This window comes from Paractinoplanes abujensis (assembly GCF_014204895.1).
In the GTDB taxonomy this organism is placed as follows: domain Bacteria; phylum Actinomycetota; class Actinomycetes; order Mycobacteriales; family Micromonosporaceae; genus Actinoplanes; species Actinoplanes abujensis.
Genome location: NZ_JACHMF010000001.1, coordinates 6,153,553 through 6,169,662 on the forward strand (window position 1 = coordinate 6,153,553; position 16,110 = coordinate 6,169,662).

The 16,110-nt window shown below is 71.3% G+C and carries 15 protein-coding genes and 1 pseudogene; 5 read left to right on the plus strand and 11 right to left on the minus strand.

The genetic code is table 11. From position 1 onward, the window contains the following. Positions 1-73: 73 nt before the first annotated feature. A complete protein-coding gene (locus tag BKA14_RS28165) occupies positions 74-1,990 on the plus strand; it encodes a hypothetical protein (RefSeq protein ID WP_184953832.1) in 1,917 nt (638 codons plus the stop codon). Here the strand turns inward: BKA14_RS28165 and BKA14_RS28170 are convergent. Then, positions 1,980-2,663 (minus strand): TetR/AcrR family transcriptional regulator, encoded by a 684-nt coding sequence (locus tag BKA14_RS28170; protein WP_275412397.1) that lies wholly within the window; start codon positions 2,661-2,663, stop codon positions 1,980-1,982. The genes BKA14_RS28165 and BKA14_RS28170 overlap by 11 nt on opposite strands. 77 nt (positions 2,664-2,740) lie before the next feature. Between BKA14_RS28170 and BKA14_RS28175 the strand changes: the two genes are divergently transcribed. Further along, a complete protein-coding gene (locus tag BKA14_RS28175; RefSeq protein WP_239093341.1) occupies positions 2,741-4,177 on the plus strand; it encodes a DHA2 family efflux MFS transporter permease subunit in 1,437 nt (478 codons plus the stop codon). Here BKA14_RS28175 and BKA14_RS28180 read toward each other — a convergent pair. Then, the gene (locus BKA14_RS28180) at positions 4,174-4,509 is read right to left on the minus strand and encodes a hypothetical protein (RefSeq protein WP_184953835.1); all 336 of its coding nucleotides are present in this window, start codon (positions 4,507-4,509) and stop codon (positions 4,174-4,176) included. The two genes, BKA14_RS28175 and BKA14_RS28180, sit on opposite strands and share 4 nt — an antisense overlap. A 232-nt stretch (positions 4,510-4,741) precedes the next feature. Here BKA14_RS28180 and BKA14_RS45610 point away from each other — a divergent pair. From BKA14_RS45610 to BKA14_RS28190, 3 genes and pseudogenes are all read left to right on the plus strand, one after another. Beyond that, positions 4,742-5,140: pseudogene (locus tag BKA14_RS45610) on the plus strand (FAD-binding oxidoreductase); the annotation flags it as partial. Between the two features lie 323 nt (positions 5,141-5,463). Next, positions 5,464-5,628, plus strand: coding sequence for a BBE domain-containing protein (locus BKA14_RS45615; protein WP_369076728.1), 165 nt, complete (start codon positions 5,464-5,466; stop codon positions 5,626-5,628). Positions 5,629-5,678: 50 nt separating this feature from the next. After that, a complete protein-coding gene (locus BKA14_RS28190; protein ID WP_239093343.1) occupies positions 5,679-5,918 on the plus strand; it encodes an Rdx family protein in 240 nt (79 codons plus the stop codon). 19 nt (positions 5,919-5,937) lie between these two features. On the opposite strand, the gene BKA14_RS28195 is transcribed toward BKA14_RS28190, so the two are convergent. The 9 genes from BKA14_RS28195 to BKA14_RS28235 form a co-directional block, all read right to left on the minus strand. Continuing rightward, positions 5,938-6,744 (minus strand): ABC transporter ATP-binding protein, encoded by an 807-nt coding sequence (locus BKA14_RS28195; RefSeq protein ID WP_275412398.1) that lies wholly within the window; start codon positions 6,742-6,744, stop codon positions 5,938-5,940. Between the two features lie 2 nt (positions 6,745-6,746). Beyond that, positions 6,747-7,778, minus strand: a complete 1,032-nt coding sequence (locus BKA14_RS28200; protein WP_184953836.1) for a FecCD family ABC transporter permease — start codon at positions 7,776-7,778, stop codon at positions 6,747-6,749. Continuing rightward, positions 7,775-8,800 carry a FecCD family ABC transporter permease gene (locus BKA14_RS28205; protein WP_184953837.1) on the minus strand — a complete coding sequence of 342 codons (1,026 nt, stop codon included), beginning with the start codon at positions 8,798-8,800 and terminating at the stop codon, positions 7,775-7,777. Before BKA14_RS28205 ends, BKA14_RS28200 begins: the two co-directional genes overlap by 4 nt. A gap of 6 nt (positions 8,801-8,806) precedes the next feature. Further along, entirely contained in the window at positions 8,807-9,817 is a 1,011-nt protein-coding gene (locus BKA14_RS28210) for an iron-siderophore ABC transporter substrate-binding protein (protein WP_184953838.1), read from the minus strand. 88 nt (positions 9,818-9,905) lie between these two features. Then, positions 9,906-11,282, minus strand: a complete 1,377-nt coding sequence (locus BKA14_RS28215; RefSeq protein WP_184953839.1) for a M14 family zinc carboxypeptidase — start codon at positions 11,280-11,282, stop codon at positions 9,906-9,908. 16 nt (positions 11,283-11,298) lie between these two features. Then, complete coding sequence (locus BKA14_RS28220; RefSeq protein WP_184953840.1) at positions 11,299-13,449, minus strand: ABC transporter permease; 2,151 nt, start codon at positions 13,447-13,449, stop codon at positions 11,299-11,301. A 5-nt stretch (positions 13,450-13,454) separates the two neighbouring features. Further along, positions 13,455-14,171 carry an ABC transporter ATP-binding protein gene (locus BKA14_RS28225; RefSeq protein ID WP_184957004.1) on the minus strand — a complete coding sequence of 239 codons (717 nt, stop codon included), beginning with the start codon at positions 14,169-14,171 and terminating at the stop codon, positions 13,455-13,457. A 117-nt stretch (positions 14,172-14,288) separates the two neighbouring features. Then, positions 14,289-14,933, minus strand: coding sequence for a response regulator (locus tag BKA14_RS28230; RefSeq protein ID WP_184953841.1), 645 nt, complete (start codon positions 14,931-14,933; stop codon positions 14,289-14,291). Further along, positions 14,921-16,105, minus strand: a complete 1,185-nt coding sequence (locus BKA14_RS28235) for a sensor histidine kinase (protein ID WP_184953842.1) — start codon at positions 16,103-16,105, stop codon at positions 14,921-14,923. Before BKA14_RS28235 ends, BKA14_RS28230 begins: the two co-directional genes overlap by 13 nt. Between the last annotated feature and the right edge of the window lie 5 nt (positions 16,106-16,110).

Genomic DNA, 16,110 nt, shown 5'->3' on the forward strand with positions numbered 1-16,110 from the left:
GGGGAGGTACGACGGAAATCCGGGTCCGTTCGTATGATCAACCCACGGGGCCTGCGCCTTTACGATGCGCTGCGTGTCGAATCGGATCGTTCGCGCAGCGCTGTCCGCCGTCCTCGTCGCGGGGTCGACCGCGCTCGTTCTGAGCGTTTCCGGTCCGGCCCACGCCGTCGACCTGACGGCCCCGCTGCCGATCGCCTCGTTCGGCGACATCGTGGTCAACCCCAAGAGCAAGCTGATCTTCATCAGTGACCCGGCCGGGGGCAAGCTGATCACCACCAACTACGCCGGTGTGGTGCAGAAGACGGTCGACAAGCTGCCGGGCATCGCCGGGCTCGCGCTCGACGAGGAGGACGGCGACGTCCTCGCCGCCCTGCCCGACGCGAAGGCGATCGCCGTCTTCAATCAGAGCGGCACCCCGACCCAGACCTTCACGGCGTCCGGCAACGTCCGCCCCGTCTCCCTGGCCCGGGCCGGCGGCCGCATCTGGTTCGGTGAGGCGGACGGCGGGATCGGCCGCCTCGACCGCAGCGGCGACGAGCCCGACCTGGTGCCCGACGCCGTCGCGACCAGCTTCACCAAGACGCCGGTGCTGACCGGCGAGGGCGATCTGCTGGCGGCCACCGACCCGGCTGCCGCCGGAGGCGCCGTCTCCGTGGTGAACGTCGCGGCCGACACCCCGGCCGTCGTCACCGCGCAGGCGGGCGCGGGTCAGGCCAAGGCCCTCGCGTTCGGCGCCGGCCGCCTGCTCGTGGCGGGCAACCAGAACTTGGCCCGCGCGCTGAGGACGGCCGACCTGAGCACGCTGCAGAGCTACACCGCGGCCGCCGACAACAACGCGGTAGCCGTGGCCCCGACCGGGAACGTCGCGATCGGCACCAGCAAGGCCGTCTCCGTGTTCGCCTCCGGTTCGGCCACCGCGAGCAAGCAGTTCACTGTGAAGACGGCCGGGGTCCTGCAGCCGGGCGCCCTGGCCTGGCAGCCCGACGGTCCGCGCCTGTTCGGGGTCACCGGCCAGGCGGGCCAGTTCGACCTGCAGATCTTCGGCGACCCGGCCGTCCTGGCCACCAAGGTCGAGCTGACCGTGCCGGCCAAGGTCGAGCTGGGCAAGACGGTCACGGTCACCGGCGCCTTCACCGGGTCGATCCCGGCCGGGCTGCCGATGGTGATCACCCGTAAGGACGCGGCCGGCAGCCGCAAGGTCGGGCCGGCGACAGTCCCGGCCAACGGCAAGTTCACGATCTCCGACAAGCCGGCCCGGGCGGGCACGGTGACCTACACCGTCACGTTCGCGGGCAACGGCGACCACTCCGCCGCGACGGTCACCAAGTCGTTCGGCGTGGGCACCACCAAGGCCACGACTCTGACGCTGACCCGGGGCGGCAGCGGCGTCCTGGCGTACGGGAGCACGGTGACCTTGACCGCCAAGCTGGGCCCGGCCCACTCCAGCCGCGTGGTCGAGATCTGGGCCGACCCGTTCGGCGCCGACCAGGCGAACCGGCTCGTCCGCAAGGCCACCGCGAACAGCCGGGGTTTCGTCACGGCCACGTTCAAGGTCACCCGCAACACGACCTTCTCGGCGGTCTACCGCGGCGACCTGTTCACCGCCGCCCGTACGGCCAAGGTGACCGTCTCCGCCCGGACCAGCGTGACGACGTCGATCGCCCGGGCGTACAAGGTCGCCAAGATCGGCGGAGTGTCCTACCACCACCTGCGCAAGTCGGTGAATCCCTACATCACCACGAAGAGCCCGGCCGTGCCCGGGCGCCGGGTCTACCTGCAGCTCGAATACTTCAACGGGCAGCAGTGGAGGGTCTGGCAGGCCGGTTACTTCGAGATCAACGAGTACGGCAACCTGTACAACGAGCTCTCCGGCACGCACACGGCCGGCATCAAGTACCGGATCCGGGCGATCTATTTGTACGCCAAGTCGGGCGACACGTTGAACGCCACGACTTACGGCAACTACCAGTACTTCACGTTCACGAACTGAGCGGGCGGGCCGCCGAGCGGCCGCGGGCCATCGCCTCGACGCCGGACATCAGGAGCTCGATCCCGAACGCGTAGTAGCGCTCGGGGTCGGGCTCTTCCGCGTACGTCGCCCCGATCTGCACCATCATCGGGAACTGGTCCATCGGCAGGCATTCGAGCTCGATCCGTCGCATCCGCCGCCACTCGTCGACCCCGATCCCGCCGTTGCTGGGCGGCGTCTCGACCTGCGCGTGCACCAGGCCGATCACACCGTGCAGCAGATGGCTGCCGATCCAGTAGCCCTCCTGCGGTGTGAACCCGGCCTGGGTGAGCAGGACCAGCGTGTCCTCGGTGGCCCGGCTGAAGCTGGTGGCGCGGGCCTTGTCGGACTGGTGCAGAAGGTCGGGCAGGATCGGGTGCCGCCGCATGGCCGCGACGAGCGACTCGACCATCGAGCGCAGCTGCACCGGCCACGGATCGGACGCGCTGCGGTCGGCCCGGACGTCGGCCAAGGCGTGGTCGACGACGCCCAGGAACAGCTCGTCCTTGTTCTTGAAGTGCCAATACAGCGCCATCGGGGTGACGCCCAGCTCCTGCGCGAGCCGGCGGATCGTCACCGCCTCCAGCCCCTGCTCGTCGCCGAGTCGCAGGGCTGCCTCGGCGACCGTCGCCCGGCTGAGTCGTTCTGCTGCCACTTGACAACCATACAACGTACAGGTGTCATATACGCGGTACATGTACGACGTACATGGACGTTGTAGAGGGGGATTCGGTGGTAGTAGCAGCGCAGACAAATCGCAGGTGGTGGGCGCTCGTCGCGGTCGCCCTGGGCACCTTCATGACCTATCTCGACAACAACGTGGTCAACGTGGCCCTCCCCTCGATCCAGCGCGACCTGCAGCTGAGCATCGAGGGCCTGGAGTGGATCGCCAGCTCGTACATCCTGGTCTTCGCGGGCCTGCTGCTGGCCGGGGGCCGGATCGCCGACGTGCTCGGCATGCGCGGCGTGTTCTTCGGCGGTCTGGCCGTCTTCACCGTGGCCTCGGTGGTCGCCGGCCTCGCGCAGAATCAGGAGATGCTGATCGGCGCCCGGGCCGTGCAGGGGGTCGGGGCGGCCCTGCTCACCCCGGCCTCGCTGGCGCTGCTGACGCAACTGTTCCCGAACGCCCGCGAACGGGCCACGGCGATCGGCATCTGGGGCGGTGTGGGCGCGCTGGCGCTGGCCTTCGGCCCGCTGACCGGCGGCTGGCTCAGCGAGCACGCCTCCTGGGGCTGGATCTTCCTGATCAACGCGCCGATCGGCGTCGCGACCGCGGTCGTCGGGCTGCTGAGCATCCCGGCCGGCCGGCGCGGCACGAGCCGCGGTCTCGACCTGCCCGGCCTGGCCGCCTCCTCGCTCGCCCTCTTCGCCCTCACGTTCGCCCTGATCGAGGGCGAGTCGCGCGGCTGGACCAGCGGCGCCATCCTGGCCGGCTTCGCCGTCGCCGCGGCCGGGGCACTCGCCTTCGTGGTCATCGAGGCCCGCTCGGCCAACCCGATGATGGACCTCAGCTTCTTCCGCCTCCGGGTCTTCACCGGCGGCCTGCTCGCGATGGGGCTGTGGGCGTTCGGCGTCTTCGGCATCTACTTCTACACGGCGATCTACATGCAGAACGTGCTCGGTTTCTCGCCCACCGGGGCGGGCGCCGCGTTCGTGCCGATGGCGCTGGTCATGGCCGTGATGGCCACGCTCGCGCCGCGGCTCGAGGCCCGGTTCGGCGCGGCGCGCACGGTGGCGGCGGCGCTCGCGCTGATGGCCGTCTCGGTCGCGGGCATCTCGTCGTTCGGCGAGGGCACGACCTACCTCGACCTGCTGCCGTGGTTCCTGGTCTACGGCGTCGGCGGCGGCATGCTGGTGCCGCTCAACAACGTGGTCGTCGGCGCGCTGCCCGCGGCCCGGGCCGGCATCGCCTCGGGCATGCTCAACGTCTCCCGTGAGGTGTTCGGCCTGCTCGGCATCACGATCCTGGGCGCCGTCCTGACCAACCGATCGAACGCGGCCACCGGCTCCGAGCTGCACCGTTACCTCGAGGGCTACCAGTTCTCGCTGGTCGTGGCGGCCGCCCTGGTGGCGGTGGGCATCCCGATCGCCCTGTGGGCGCTGCGCTCGGTCGAGCCGGCCGACGAGCCCACCACCGCCGACGAGCAGCAGGTGCTGGAGCCCGCTTAGACCCCGGCTGTCGTCGTGCGCGCGGCGAGCCGGCGTTGGGCGAGTCGGCGCGCGACGCCGAGGTAGCGATACCGCCGGAAGCCGACGGGTTGCAGCAGGTGGGCGTCGACGAGGTCGTCCATCAGGTGCTCGGCCTCGATATCGGGCAGGCCGAGCAGGGTGGCCACGTCAGCCAGGGCCACCTCACGCTCGCCCAGCAGGGTGCCGAGCTCGAACGCCTCGACGGCCCGGGGCCGGTCGGCGTGCACCTCGTCGAGGCGGCGTTCGAGGGGCTCGTAGACCCGGTGGCAGTCGCCGTGCACCACGACGGGGTGGTCCAGCTCGTCCCGCAACCGCTCGACGGTCTCGATCCATCAAACCGGGTGCCGACCGGCGCGACTATGTTTTGTCAACTCTCCGTCGATCGCGATCCGGCCTCATGGACCTCAGCCCGGCACCCCGGGAAGCACATCAGAGAGGTCCACCACAGTGAACGCCGCGCTCGCCGAGCTGCGTAAGAACGTCATCGTCTTCACCCCGGACGACGTCGCGTACGCGTCGGAACTGTCCACTTTCAACCTGACCGTGCAGCACGCGCCGGCCGTCTTGGTCGGCGCCGCCGGCCCGGCCGACGTGCAGGCCGCCGTCCGCTTCGCGACCGCGCACGGGCTGCCGGTCGCGGTGCTCGGCTCCGGGCACGGCAGCACCACCCCGTCGGCCGGATCGGTGCTGATCACCACGCGTCGCATGACCGGCCTGACCGTCGACGAGACCACCCGTACGGCCCGGGTCGAGGCCGGAGTGCGCTGGGCCGAGCTGATCGAGCAGACCGCCACGGTGGGGTTGGGCGCGCTGAACGGCTCCTCCCCGACCGTCTCGGTGATCGGCTACACGCTGGGTGGCGGCCTCAGCCCGTTCGGTCGCAAATATGGATACGCGGCCGACCACGTACGGTCGCTGGACGTCGTGACGGCTGACGGAGAGCTACGGCACGTAACCGCGCACAGTGATCCCGAGCTGTTCTGGGCGCTGCTCGGCAGCAAGGGCAACTTCGGCGTGGTGGTCGCGATGGAGTTCGCCTTGTTCCCGATCGCCACCTTCTACGGCGGCGGGTTGTTCCTGCCCTCGGACTCGCCCTTGGTCATGGCCGAGATCCGGCACCTCGGCGGCGCGCTCGGCCGCCCGCCGCGGACCCCCAACGCGGTCGGCAACCGGGAGGAAGCGCGGTTCAGCTTCTTCGTCGCGGCCGTGGGCAGTTGGCCGCAACTGGACGCTTACCAGCAAGCCGTCATCGAGGCCCTCCAGCCGTGGTCGACCGCCCGCCGGTATCTCAACTTCATGTTCGCCGGCGACACCGATCCCGGGACCGTCGCGCTCGCCTACTCCGACGGCTGCACGAGGTCAAGCGGCGCTACGACCCGGCCAACACGTTCCGGATCAACCACAACATCGCCCCGGCGCATACTGGCTGATTGTGAGGACACCCCGGTTGGAGATCGAATATTGCACGCAGTGCCGCTGGTTGCTGCGGGCCGCGTGGACGGCGCAGGAGCTGCTCACCACGTTCCAGAAGGAGCTGGGTGAAGTCGCGCTGGTGCCGGGCACCGGCGGCGTCTTCGAGATCCACCTCGACGGCGAGCTGCTCTGGTCCCGCAAGGAGCAGGGCGGCTTCCCCGAACTGCCGGAGGTGAAGCGGCTGGTGCGCGACCGGATCGCGCCCGGCCGCTCACTGGGCCACACCGACAACGCCGGCAAGGGCTAGCGATCCCGGATTCCGGACGTCAGGCTTCCTGAACTCCTACCCGGTGCCGGCCGATCGGGACGATCATCGGGGTGTTCGAGACCGGGTCGTCGACGAGCTTGCAGCGGATGCCGAACACGTCCGCGATGATCTGCTCGGTGAGCACCTCGTTGGGGTCGCCCGCCGTCACCACCGCGCCGTCCTTCATCACGACGACGTGGTCGGCGTAGCGGAACGCCAGGTTGAGCTCGTGCAGCACGATCACGACGGTCGTGCCCTCGGCCTCGTTGAGGTCGGTCAGCAGGTCCAGCACCTCGACCTGGTGGCTGATGTCGAGATAGGTCGTCGGCTCGTCGAGCAGCAGGATCCCCGTACGCTGGGCCAGCGCCATCGCGATCCACACCCGCTGCCGCTGGCCGCCGGAGAGCTCGTCGACCGGCCGCGCGGCCAGGGGCAGCGTGCCGGTGGCGGTCAGGGCCGCGGTCACGGCGTCGTCGTCCTGGCTGCTCCACCGCCGGAACCAGCCCTGGTGCACGTGCCGGCCCCGGCTGACCAGGTCGGTGACCGTGATCCCGTCGGGCGCGATCGGGCCCTGGGGCAGGATGCCCAGTTCGAGCGCGACCTCGCGGCTGGGTGTCGAGTGGATCGACTTGCCGTCGAGCAGCACACGGCCCGACGCGGGCGGCAGCAGCCGGGCCAGGCCGCGCAGGAAGGTCGACTTCCCGCACGCGTTGGGCCCGACGATGATCGTGACCTTGCCCCGGGGCAGGTGCAGGCTCAGGTCGCGGACGATCGTCCGCTCGCCGTAGCCCAGTGACAGCCGTTCGGCCTGCAGATCCAAGGGCACGTCTAGCCTCCTCGGCCGGAGCGGTTGGCCGTGGCGAGCAGCCACAGCAGGTAGGGGGCGCCGATCACGCCGGTGACGACGCCGACCGGGAACTGCCGGGAGCCCAGCAGGTGCGATCCGATGAAGTCGGACACCAGCACCAGCAGGGCGCCGACGAGGGCGGCCTGGAGCAGCACGGGACGTCCGCCGCCGACCAGACGCGCGGCGATCGGCCCCGACATGAAGGCGACGAACGCGATCGGTCCGGCCGCCGAGGTGGCCATGCCGGCCAGGCACACGGCCACGATCAGCAGCGCGAAACGACTCCCCTGCACCCGTACGCCGAAGGCGGTGGCCAGGTCGTCCCCGAGCTGCATGCCGGTCAGCACCCGGCCCAGGATCAACGCGAGCGGCAGCAGGATCAGCAGGGCCACGGCGAGCGGGACGATCTGCGGCCAGGTGCGGCCGTTGACGCTGCCGGTCAGCCAGATCATCGCCTCGGCCGCGATCTTCACGTCCGAGCGGGTCAGGATGTAGGAGGTGATGCTGGTCAGCACCGTGCCGATGCCGATGCCGACCAGGATGAAGCGGTAGCCGCCGACCCCTTTGCGCCACGAGAGCGCGTAGATGGTCAGGGCCGTGAGCAGCGCGCCGGTCAGGGCGGCCGCCGCGACGAGGCCGCCGTCGAGCCCGAGCACCAGCACCGTCACGATGCCCGCGGTGGTCGCGCCCTGGCTCACACCGATCACGTCCGGGCTGGCCAGCGGATTGCGCAACAGCTGCTGGAAGATCGCCCCGGCCAGCCCGAAGGCCAGTCCGGCCAGCGCCGCGACCGAGGCCCGGGGCAGGCGCAAGTCGTGCATGACGTAGTCGACCCCGGCCGGCGTGGTCTGCCCGAGCAGCGAGCGCACGACGTCGGGCAGCGAGATCTGGAAATCGCCGTACGAGAGGGTCAGCAGGAACATCGCGAGCACACCGGCGAGCAACGCACCGGCCACCGTACGGGCCCGGGCCGTCTCGCGGCGCCGGGTCGTCGCGACCACCCCGCCCTTCACAGCTCGGCCAGCTTCTCGCGGCGGGCCATGGCCACGAAGATCGGCGCACCGATGATCGCGGTGACGATGCCGACCTGCACCTCGCCGGGCCGGGCCACGACCCGGCCGATCACGTCGGCGATCAGCAGCAACAGCGGCGCCAGCAGCATCGAGTAGGGCAGCAGCCAGCGGTGGTCGGGGCCGGTGATCGCGCGCGCGATGTGCGGGATGACCAGTCCGATGAAGACCAGCGGCCCGGCCATCGAGGTGGCCGTGCCGCAGAGCAGCACGACCGCGCCCGCCGCGACGAGCCGGGCCACGATCACGTTCTGGCCGAACGAGGTGGCCACGTCGTCGCCCAGAGCGAGCGCGTTGAGGGCGCGGGCCGAGTAGAGGGCCAGCGCGGCCCCGGCGATCAGGAACGGGATGCTCTGCACGGCGACGTCGGTGCCCCGCCCGGCCAGCGAGCCGACCTGCCAGAAGCGGAACTGGTCGTACGCGTCGACGTCGGTGATCAGCACGGCGGTGGTGAACGAGACCAGCGCGGCCGTGACCGCGGCGCCGGCCAGGGCCAGCTTGACCGGGGTGGCCCCACCGCGGCCGATCGACCCGATCGTGTAGACGAGCACCGAGGTGATCGCGGCGCCGAGGAAGCCGAACCAGACGTAGCCGGTCAGGCTCGTGATGCCGAAGAAACTGATCGCGATGACGATGAAGAGCCCGGCCCCGGCGTTGACGCCCAGGATGCCGGGGTCGGCCAGCGGGTTGCGGGTGACACCCTGGATCACCGCGCCGGCCAGCCCGAAGGCGGCGCCGGCGAGCAGGCCGACGATCGTCCGGGGGACGCGGGACTCGGTCACGATCAGGTCGAGGGTGGAGTTGGGGTCCGGGTTCACGAGGGCGTGCAGCACCGTGCCGAAGGGCACGGCCCGGGCTCCGACGGCGAGGCTCAGCAGCGCGGCTCCGGCGAGGGCCGCCGCGATCACCACCAGTCCGGTGGTGAGCACGGCGGCCCTGCGGTGCCGGATGTCCGTGTCCGGCACTTCCGGTCAGCCGGCGGCGGCGGCCAGCAACGGGGTGACCTTGTCCACGGCGTAGGACAGGCCCGCGACGGACGAGCTGGAGAACGCGTTCGAGATGTCCTTGTCGTCCATGTAGGCGACGTGGCCGGCCTTGACCGACGGCACCGCCTGGAACAGCTTGTCGCCCTTGACCTGGTCGAGCGTGGCCTGGATGAGGAAGACGACGGTGACATCGGCGTTCGCCAGGTCGAGCTGCTCGTTGGAGAGCGTGATGTAGAACGAGTCCTTCTTGAGCGCCTCGATCGCCGGGGCGTTCTGGAAGCCGAGCTTGGTCAGGAAGTCGACCCGGCCGTCGCCGGTGACGTAGGCGCCCCAGCCGTCGCCGGTGCGGGCGACCGCGGCGACGGTCTTGTCCTTGAAGCCCGGGTTGGCCGCGGCGGCCGCGGTGAACTTGGCGTCCAGGTCGGTCTTGAGCCGGGCCGCCTCGGTCTGCTTGCCGAGCGCCTTACCGATCATGTCGAGCTGCTGCTCCCACGTGGTCAGATACATCTCGCCGCCCTTGGGGACGTCGACCACCGGGACGCCGAGCTTGGCCAGCGAGTCGTGCCGGGCCTTGTCGCCGCTGCCGCGGGTGTCCAGGATCAGGTCGGGCTTGAGGGCCGCCACCTTCTCCATGTCGAGCTCGAGGGTGCCCAGGATCTCGGGCGCGGTCGTGTATTTGCCGGCGTTCCACGGGCCCTGACCGTCGCCGCCGAAGGCCAGCCAGTCCGACGCGCCCACGGGCTGCACGCCGAGCGAGAGCGCGACGTCGGCGTCGCTCCAGCCCAGAGCCACCACGCGCTCGGGCTGCTTGCTCACTGTGACGTCACCGAACGCGGTGGCGATGGTGACCGGGAAGGCGGACGCGGCCGACGATCCCGCTTCGGGCGCGGCGTTGTCGTCCTCCGTGCCGGTCGTCGAGCAGCCCGTTAGGGCCACGACGGCGCTTAGAACGGCGACCGGCAGCAGCCGGCCGGCGCGGGAAAACGGAAGTCGCATCACAGGCTCCATGATCCTAAAACATGATCTTCAAAGGTGAGCCTAACCTAACGACAATCACCCTATCCGCAAGTCAGAGCCACGCAGGTCACAATTGCAAACGACCTGACAAATGGGCGGCGGCCGCAATGGTGGCCGCATACTGCACCCCGACCAGACGCCGGATCTCGATCGGGTCGAGTTCGGCTACCCGCGCGTCCTCGGCCACCCAGTCGTCGTAGCGGCGTTCCACTTCGGCCAGTGCGAGGCGCAGGGCCGCTCGCACGTTGCCCACCGCGGCCTCGCCCCGCAGCGCCCGGAGCAGGATCCCGCCGTAGCGCAGCCGCCATTCGTGGAAGTTGAGTTCCAGCGAGTTCGCCTCGGCCACGCTGGCCGGCCGCTGCGACGTGGGCTCCTTGCTGCGTGCGAGCCGTTCGTGAGCCGCACCCTCGACGACCGTGGCGTAGAAGCGCGCGGCCCGCCAGTACGGCGAAGACGGTGCGATCAGGCAATTCTCGACGGCTGCGAGCGTACGGGTGAGCAACTCCCCCAGGTCGGCCAGCGCGACGGCATTGGCCGCCAGTGCCTGCGCGTACGTCGTCCCGGCGTCCGACGTGTCCCCGGCCCGCGGATCCAGCCAGTACGGCAGCTCGCTGACCAGGATCAGCGCCCCCCACCGCTCGGCGTACCAGGTCGTGCTGCCGCCCTCGAAGATCCACGGCTGCTTGCGGGCCATCGTGCGCTCGTAGACGGTGGCCAGCGGCGTGGCCTCGTAGATGGCGTCGCCGAGCAGCTCGAGGTCGGGCGCCTCGGGCTCGCCCCGGTCCAGCGGGATGCCGAGGTGGCCGGGAATGCCCTGCAGGATCGGGTGCAGCGGCGGCTCGGCGCGGCTCATCCAGTAGTACGCCCCGCCCAGCTCGCTGTTGTGCAGCGACGCGACCAGGGCGGGCCGGTGCGCGTCGATCAGCCGCATCAGCGCCTGCGTCTCGGGGATCGGTTCGTCGAAGTACGCCTCCCCGTGGTTGATCGGGAACGTCCACTCGACCTGGTCACGCCCGGCCGGCCGATAGAAGTGGCGCGCGTAGTGGCTGCGGGTGAACGGGCCGCTCAGCCAGCCCTCGTTGAGCCGCAGCCCGTCCGGGTCCACGCAGTCCACGATCCGCCAGGTGTGCCCGAGCCGTTCCCGCAGCTCGCTGTCGGCGCAGAGGCGCTCCGCCAGGTGCAGCGCGGTCAGCCCGCCGATCGGTTCATTGGGGTGCGGCAGCCCGAACGCGAGCGCCTCGGGCCGGTCGTCGTCTTCGCCCAGGGAAAGGCACCAGAGCGGATTGCCCTGCCGGGAACTGCCGCACCGGCGCAACGAGGCGACGCCGGGGTGACGTTCTGCGATCCGCCGCAGTCCGGCGTGCAGTTCGTCGACCCCGGCAAAGGCCTCGTACGCAGGCACGGTGTCGATCTCGGCCAGGAGCCAGGCGGGGAGGGTGTCCATCCCGCCATCCTCCCCGCTATTCCTTGGTGCCCGCTGCTCGTACGGGCGGGATCCGCAGCAGCCGGCTCACCGGCAGGATCGTCGTGACCAGGGCCAGCGCGGTCGCCCCACCCAGCACGACCACCCAGCCCAGCGGCGGCACGTAGGGCACCAGCGTGCCGGTCAGCGCCCGTACGACCGCCACCAGCGTCATCCCGGCGATCACCACACCGACCGTCAGGGCCGCCCCCAGCAGCCCCACCTGCTCGGCGTTGACCATCCGCCGCACCTGACGCCGGGTCACACCGGCCAGCCGCAGCACCGCCAGCTCCCGGCCGCGGGCCAGGGCCGCCATCACCATCGTGTTGCCCGCCGCGAGCGCCGCGTACGCCACCATCACCGTGATCAGCAGCTTGTTGAGCCAGGCGCTGATGGCCAGGTCGCGGCTCAGCTGCCCGGTGAGCTCGCCGGCGGTGCGCACCTGCCCGAGGGAGGCGAGCGCCCGGTCGGCGTGCCCGTCGGTGCGGACCAGGATCTCGTCGTACGGCCCCGACACGTACGGCATCACCACGTCGCCGAAGCCCAGCCCGCGGTCGTAGATCGCGACCACCGTGCGCTTGACCGGGGTGCCGTCGGCCAGCCACATCTCGGCCACGTCGCCGACCTTCCAGCCCGAGGACGACGCCTGCAGGGCCGAGACCGCGATCGTGTCACCGGTCAGCCCGGCCAGGCTGCCCTCGCGCACCTTGAGGTCCATCGTGGACGCCAGCTGGGCCGGCTCGACCGCGCGGGCCACCACCGGCTCGGCCCCGTCGAAGATCCGCGCCACCACCGACGTGTGCTGCACGCCGGTGGCCGCCTGCACGCCCCCGGTGCGGCGCACCCGGTCGGCGGTGGACGCGGGCAGGCCCTCGGGCGCGGTCACCGCCCGGTCGGCCAGCAGACCGTCCTGGCTCTGCGTGATCGTCTGGCGCTGCAGGTTGTCCTGCAGGAACCAGACCGAGCCGCCGAACCCGACCGAGAGCACCAGCGCGCTGAGCACGGCGGCCATGCCGCGGGCGTTGGCTCGCAGGTTGGCCGCTGCCAGTTCGCCCGAGACCCCCCACACCGTTCGCAGCACGGGTGCCAGCAGCCGGGCCGCGAACGCGTTGATCCAGGGTGCCAGCAGCGCGACGGCCATGACGAACAGGTAGAGCATGCCGACGGCGGCGGCCATCGCGGTCGTGCCCGTGGTGCCCGCCGTGAAGAAGGTGGACGTGCCCGCCCCGGCCAGCGTGAACAGGCCGAAGGCGAGCCGGACGCGGCCACCGCGCGGGGGCTCGACGGCGATCTCGCCCAGCGCCTCGGCCGGACGGATCTTGGCGACCCGGCGGGCCGCGATCCGGGCCGCGCCCACCGCGATCAACAGGGTGGTCAGCACTGCCACGGCGGCGGCGAGGGCGGGGTCGGCGATCGGGAAGCTCTCCGGAAGGAAACCCCGAGTGACCAGCTCGTCGTGCGTCCAGGCGGTGGCCCACAGCCCGGCCGGGACGCCGATCACGGCCGAGGCCAGGCCCACCACTGCCGCCTCGGCGACGACCAGGGTGCGCACCTGGCGCGGGGTGGCGGCGACGGCACGCAGCAGGGCCAGGTCGCGGCGGCGGTGCCGGACGGACAGGCCCACGGTGCCGGCCACGACGAAGACGATCAGCATGACGACGTAGCCGCCGAACGCGCCGCCCGCCTCCAGCAGCAGCGAGCGGGCCTCGATCGAGCTGGACCCCTCGGCCCAGCCGCGCTCCGCGCCGGCGTACGCCTCGACACCGGCCTCCTCGGCCAGAGCGTCGATCTGCTTGATCGCCTCCGGGGACGCCTTGACCGCGACGGCCTGCGGGTCGGCCTGGACGTCGGTCACGCCCGGCACGGCCCGGATCTTGTCGGCCAGCCCGGCCGGCACCTTGCCCTCGGGCAGCGGCACCTGCGAGACGATGACCTCGCCGTCGAACTCCTTGGTGGAGATCTCGATGTGGCGGTGGGCGACCACGACGTCGGCCGCCGCGTACTTCTGGGGTTCGGGCTGATAGCGCAGACCCGACTCGACGAACACGGCCAGGGACATCAGGATCATGACGCCGCCGGCCAGGGCGACCAGGGTGGCCAGGGACGTGCCGGGGCGCTGCCGCAGCAGGCGCAGAGCAAGCTTCATCATCGTGGTCACCGGCTCGCCAGCAGCTCGGCGATCTTCTCCGCGCCCACCTGCGGCAGGTCGCGGACGATCTGGCCGTCGGCCAGCACGAGCACCCGGTCGGCGTAGGACGCGGCCACCGGGTCGTGCGTCACCATCACCACGGTCTGGCCGAACTCGTCGACCATCGACCGCAGCAGGGTGAGCACCTCGGCCGCGGTCTCGGTGTCGAGCGCACCGGTCGGCTCGTCGGCGAACACCACGTCGGGGCGTACGGACAGGGCGCGGGCGATGGCGACACGCTGCTGCTGACCGCCGGAGAGCTGGGCCGGGCGGTGCGACAGGCGCGGGGTGAGGCCGACCCGCTCGACCACGCTCGCCACCCACTGCCGATCCGGCCGCGTGCCGGCCAGCTTCGACGGCAGCAGGATGTTCTCCTCGACGGTGAGCGCGCCGATCAGGTTGAAGGCCTGGAAGACGAAGCCGATGCGGTCGCGCCGGAGCTCGGTCAGCTTGGTCTCGGAAAGTTCGGACAACTCGGTGCCGCCGATCCAGACCTGGCCCGCGGAGGGGCGGTCGAGGCCGGCGGCGGTTTGCAGCAGCGTGCTCTTGCCGGAGCCGGAGGGGCCCATCACGGCGGTGAACGTGCCGCGGGCGAACGCGGCGTCCACCCCCGCCAGGGCCACGACCTGCTGCCCGTCGGTGGCGTACGTGCGGGTGAGCCCTTCGACCCGGACCGCGACCATGTCGTCCATCACTGCGCCTCTCGGTGTGCGTGCGAGGTCTTCGCTGACACCGGAAACGGTAGTTTTCGCAGTGGTCAAGATCGATGAAGGCAGCTGCCCAGTTCGGGGTACAGCAGGCTATACCTCCAGGTAGCGCAGCACCGCCGTCACCCGCCGGTCGGCCCGGTCGCTCGGGGCCAGGTCGAGCTTGGCGAAGATGCTGCGGATGTGTTTGTGCACGGCGCCCTCGGTGACGACCAGCCGTTCGGCGATCGCCACGTTGCCCAGCCCCTCCGCCATCAGCGCGAGCACGTCGCGCTCGCGCGGGCTGAGCCGGTCCAGGCCGTTGTCCGCGCGGTTGCGGGACAGCAGCAGCCCCACCACCTCGGGGTCGACGGCCGTGCCACCCTCGGCCACGCGGTGCAGCGCCTCCAGGAACTCCTCGACCCGGCCCACCCGTTCCTTGAGCAGATAGCCCAGCCCTTCCGCGCCGCCGGCCAGCAGATCCGTGGCAAAAGCCTGTTCCACGTACGCCGAGAGCACGAGCACGGCCAGGCCGGGCAGACGCCGCCGGGCCTCGACCGCGGCCACGATGCCCTCGTCCGTGTGGGTCGGCGGCATCCGCACGTCGACGATCGCCACATCCGGTTTGTGCTCGTCGACCGCCGCCAGGAACGTGGCCGGGCCGTCGGTCGTCGCGACGACGTCGAGCCCCTCGGCCCGCAGCAGCAGGGCCAGGCCCTCACGCAGCAACGCGTCGTCCTCGGCGATCACGATCCGCACGGCAGCTCCACTCGCATCGTCGTCGGCCCACCGGCCGGGCTGGTCAGGGTGAGATTTCCGTCGTACGCCTCGACGCGGCGCCGGATCCCGACGATGCCGGACCCGTTGTGCTCGTCGGCGCCGCCGTGGCCGTTGTCCTCGACCGTGATCATGAGCCGTTGCTCGTCGATCCGGGCCGTCACGGTGGCCGCGGTCGCGCCGGAATGCTTGTTGATGTTCGTGAGCGCCTCGGCCACCACGAAGTAGGCGGTCGCCTCGACCGACGCCGCGCACCGGCAGGACAGCCGCACGTCCAGCCGGCAGGGCACCCCCGAGTCACCGGCCAGGCCGGCCAGCGCGCCGTCGAGCCCCCGGCCGTCGAGCACCGGCGGCAGGATGCCCCGTACGACGGTGCGCAGCTCGGCCAGCGCCTGCTCGGCGGCGTCCTGAGCGCGGTCGAGCATCTCGCCCGCCGACGCCGGGTCCCGGGTCACCGCGCGCCGGGCCGCACCGAGCAGCACACTCACCGCGACCAGGCGGTTCTGGGCGCCGTCGTGCAGCGAACGCTCGATCCGGCGCAGCTCCGCGGCGTGCGCGTCGAGCGCCGCGGCCCGCGTGGCGGTCAGCTCGGCCACGCGCAACGACAGGTCGGTGCCGGGCGGCGGGGCCAGCAGGCGACGGCCGGGCCAGGCCTGCGCGCGGGCCAGCTTGGGCGCGAGGTAGAGGCCGATGAGCACCCAGCCCAGCCCGTACAGGCCCACCACGAGCGCGTCAGATCGGCTGTGAACCTCCCACCAGACGGGGCCGGGGACGGAATTGGGCGGGACGAGCCACCAGTAGAAGGGGAAGATGACGTCCTGCAGCGCCGAGATGGGGAAGATCAGGCCGAACGCGCTCAGGAACCACCCGACGGTGGCGTGCTCGACCAGCCAGAGCACTTCGCGCCGGCTCCACCCGTCGGACACCGGGCCCAGCACCTCGGGGCCCCAGCGCGACAGCCGGGCCCGCTCACGGTCGGCGACCGAGCGGACGGCCCTCCGGGCGTACGGGATCAGCAGCAACCCCAGGCCCACCGGGCACAACAGCGCCACGATGACCAGCCAGAAGACAGTGCCCAGGGCCAGGAACGCCGTGCCGAAGCCGCCGAGCAGCCGTTGCAGGGCGTCGATGAGGGCGTGCACACGGCGGCGCATAGCCC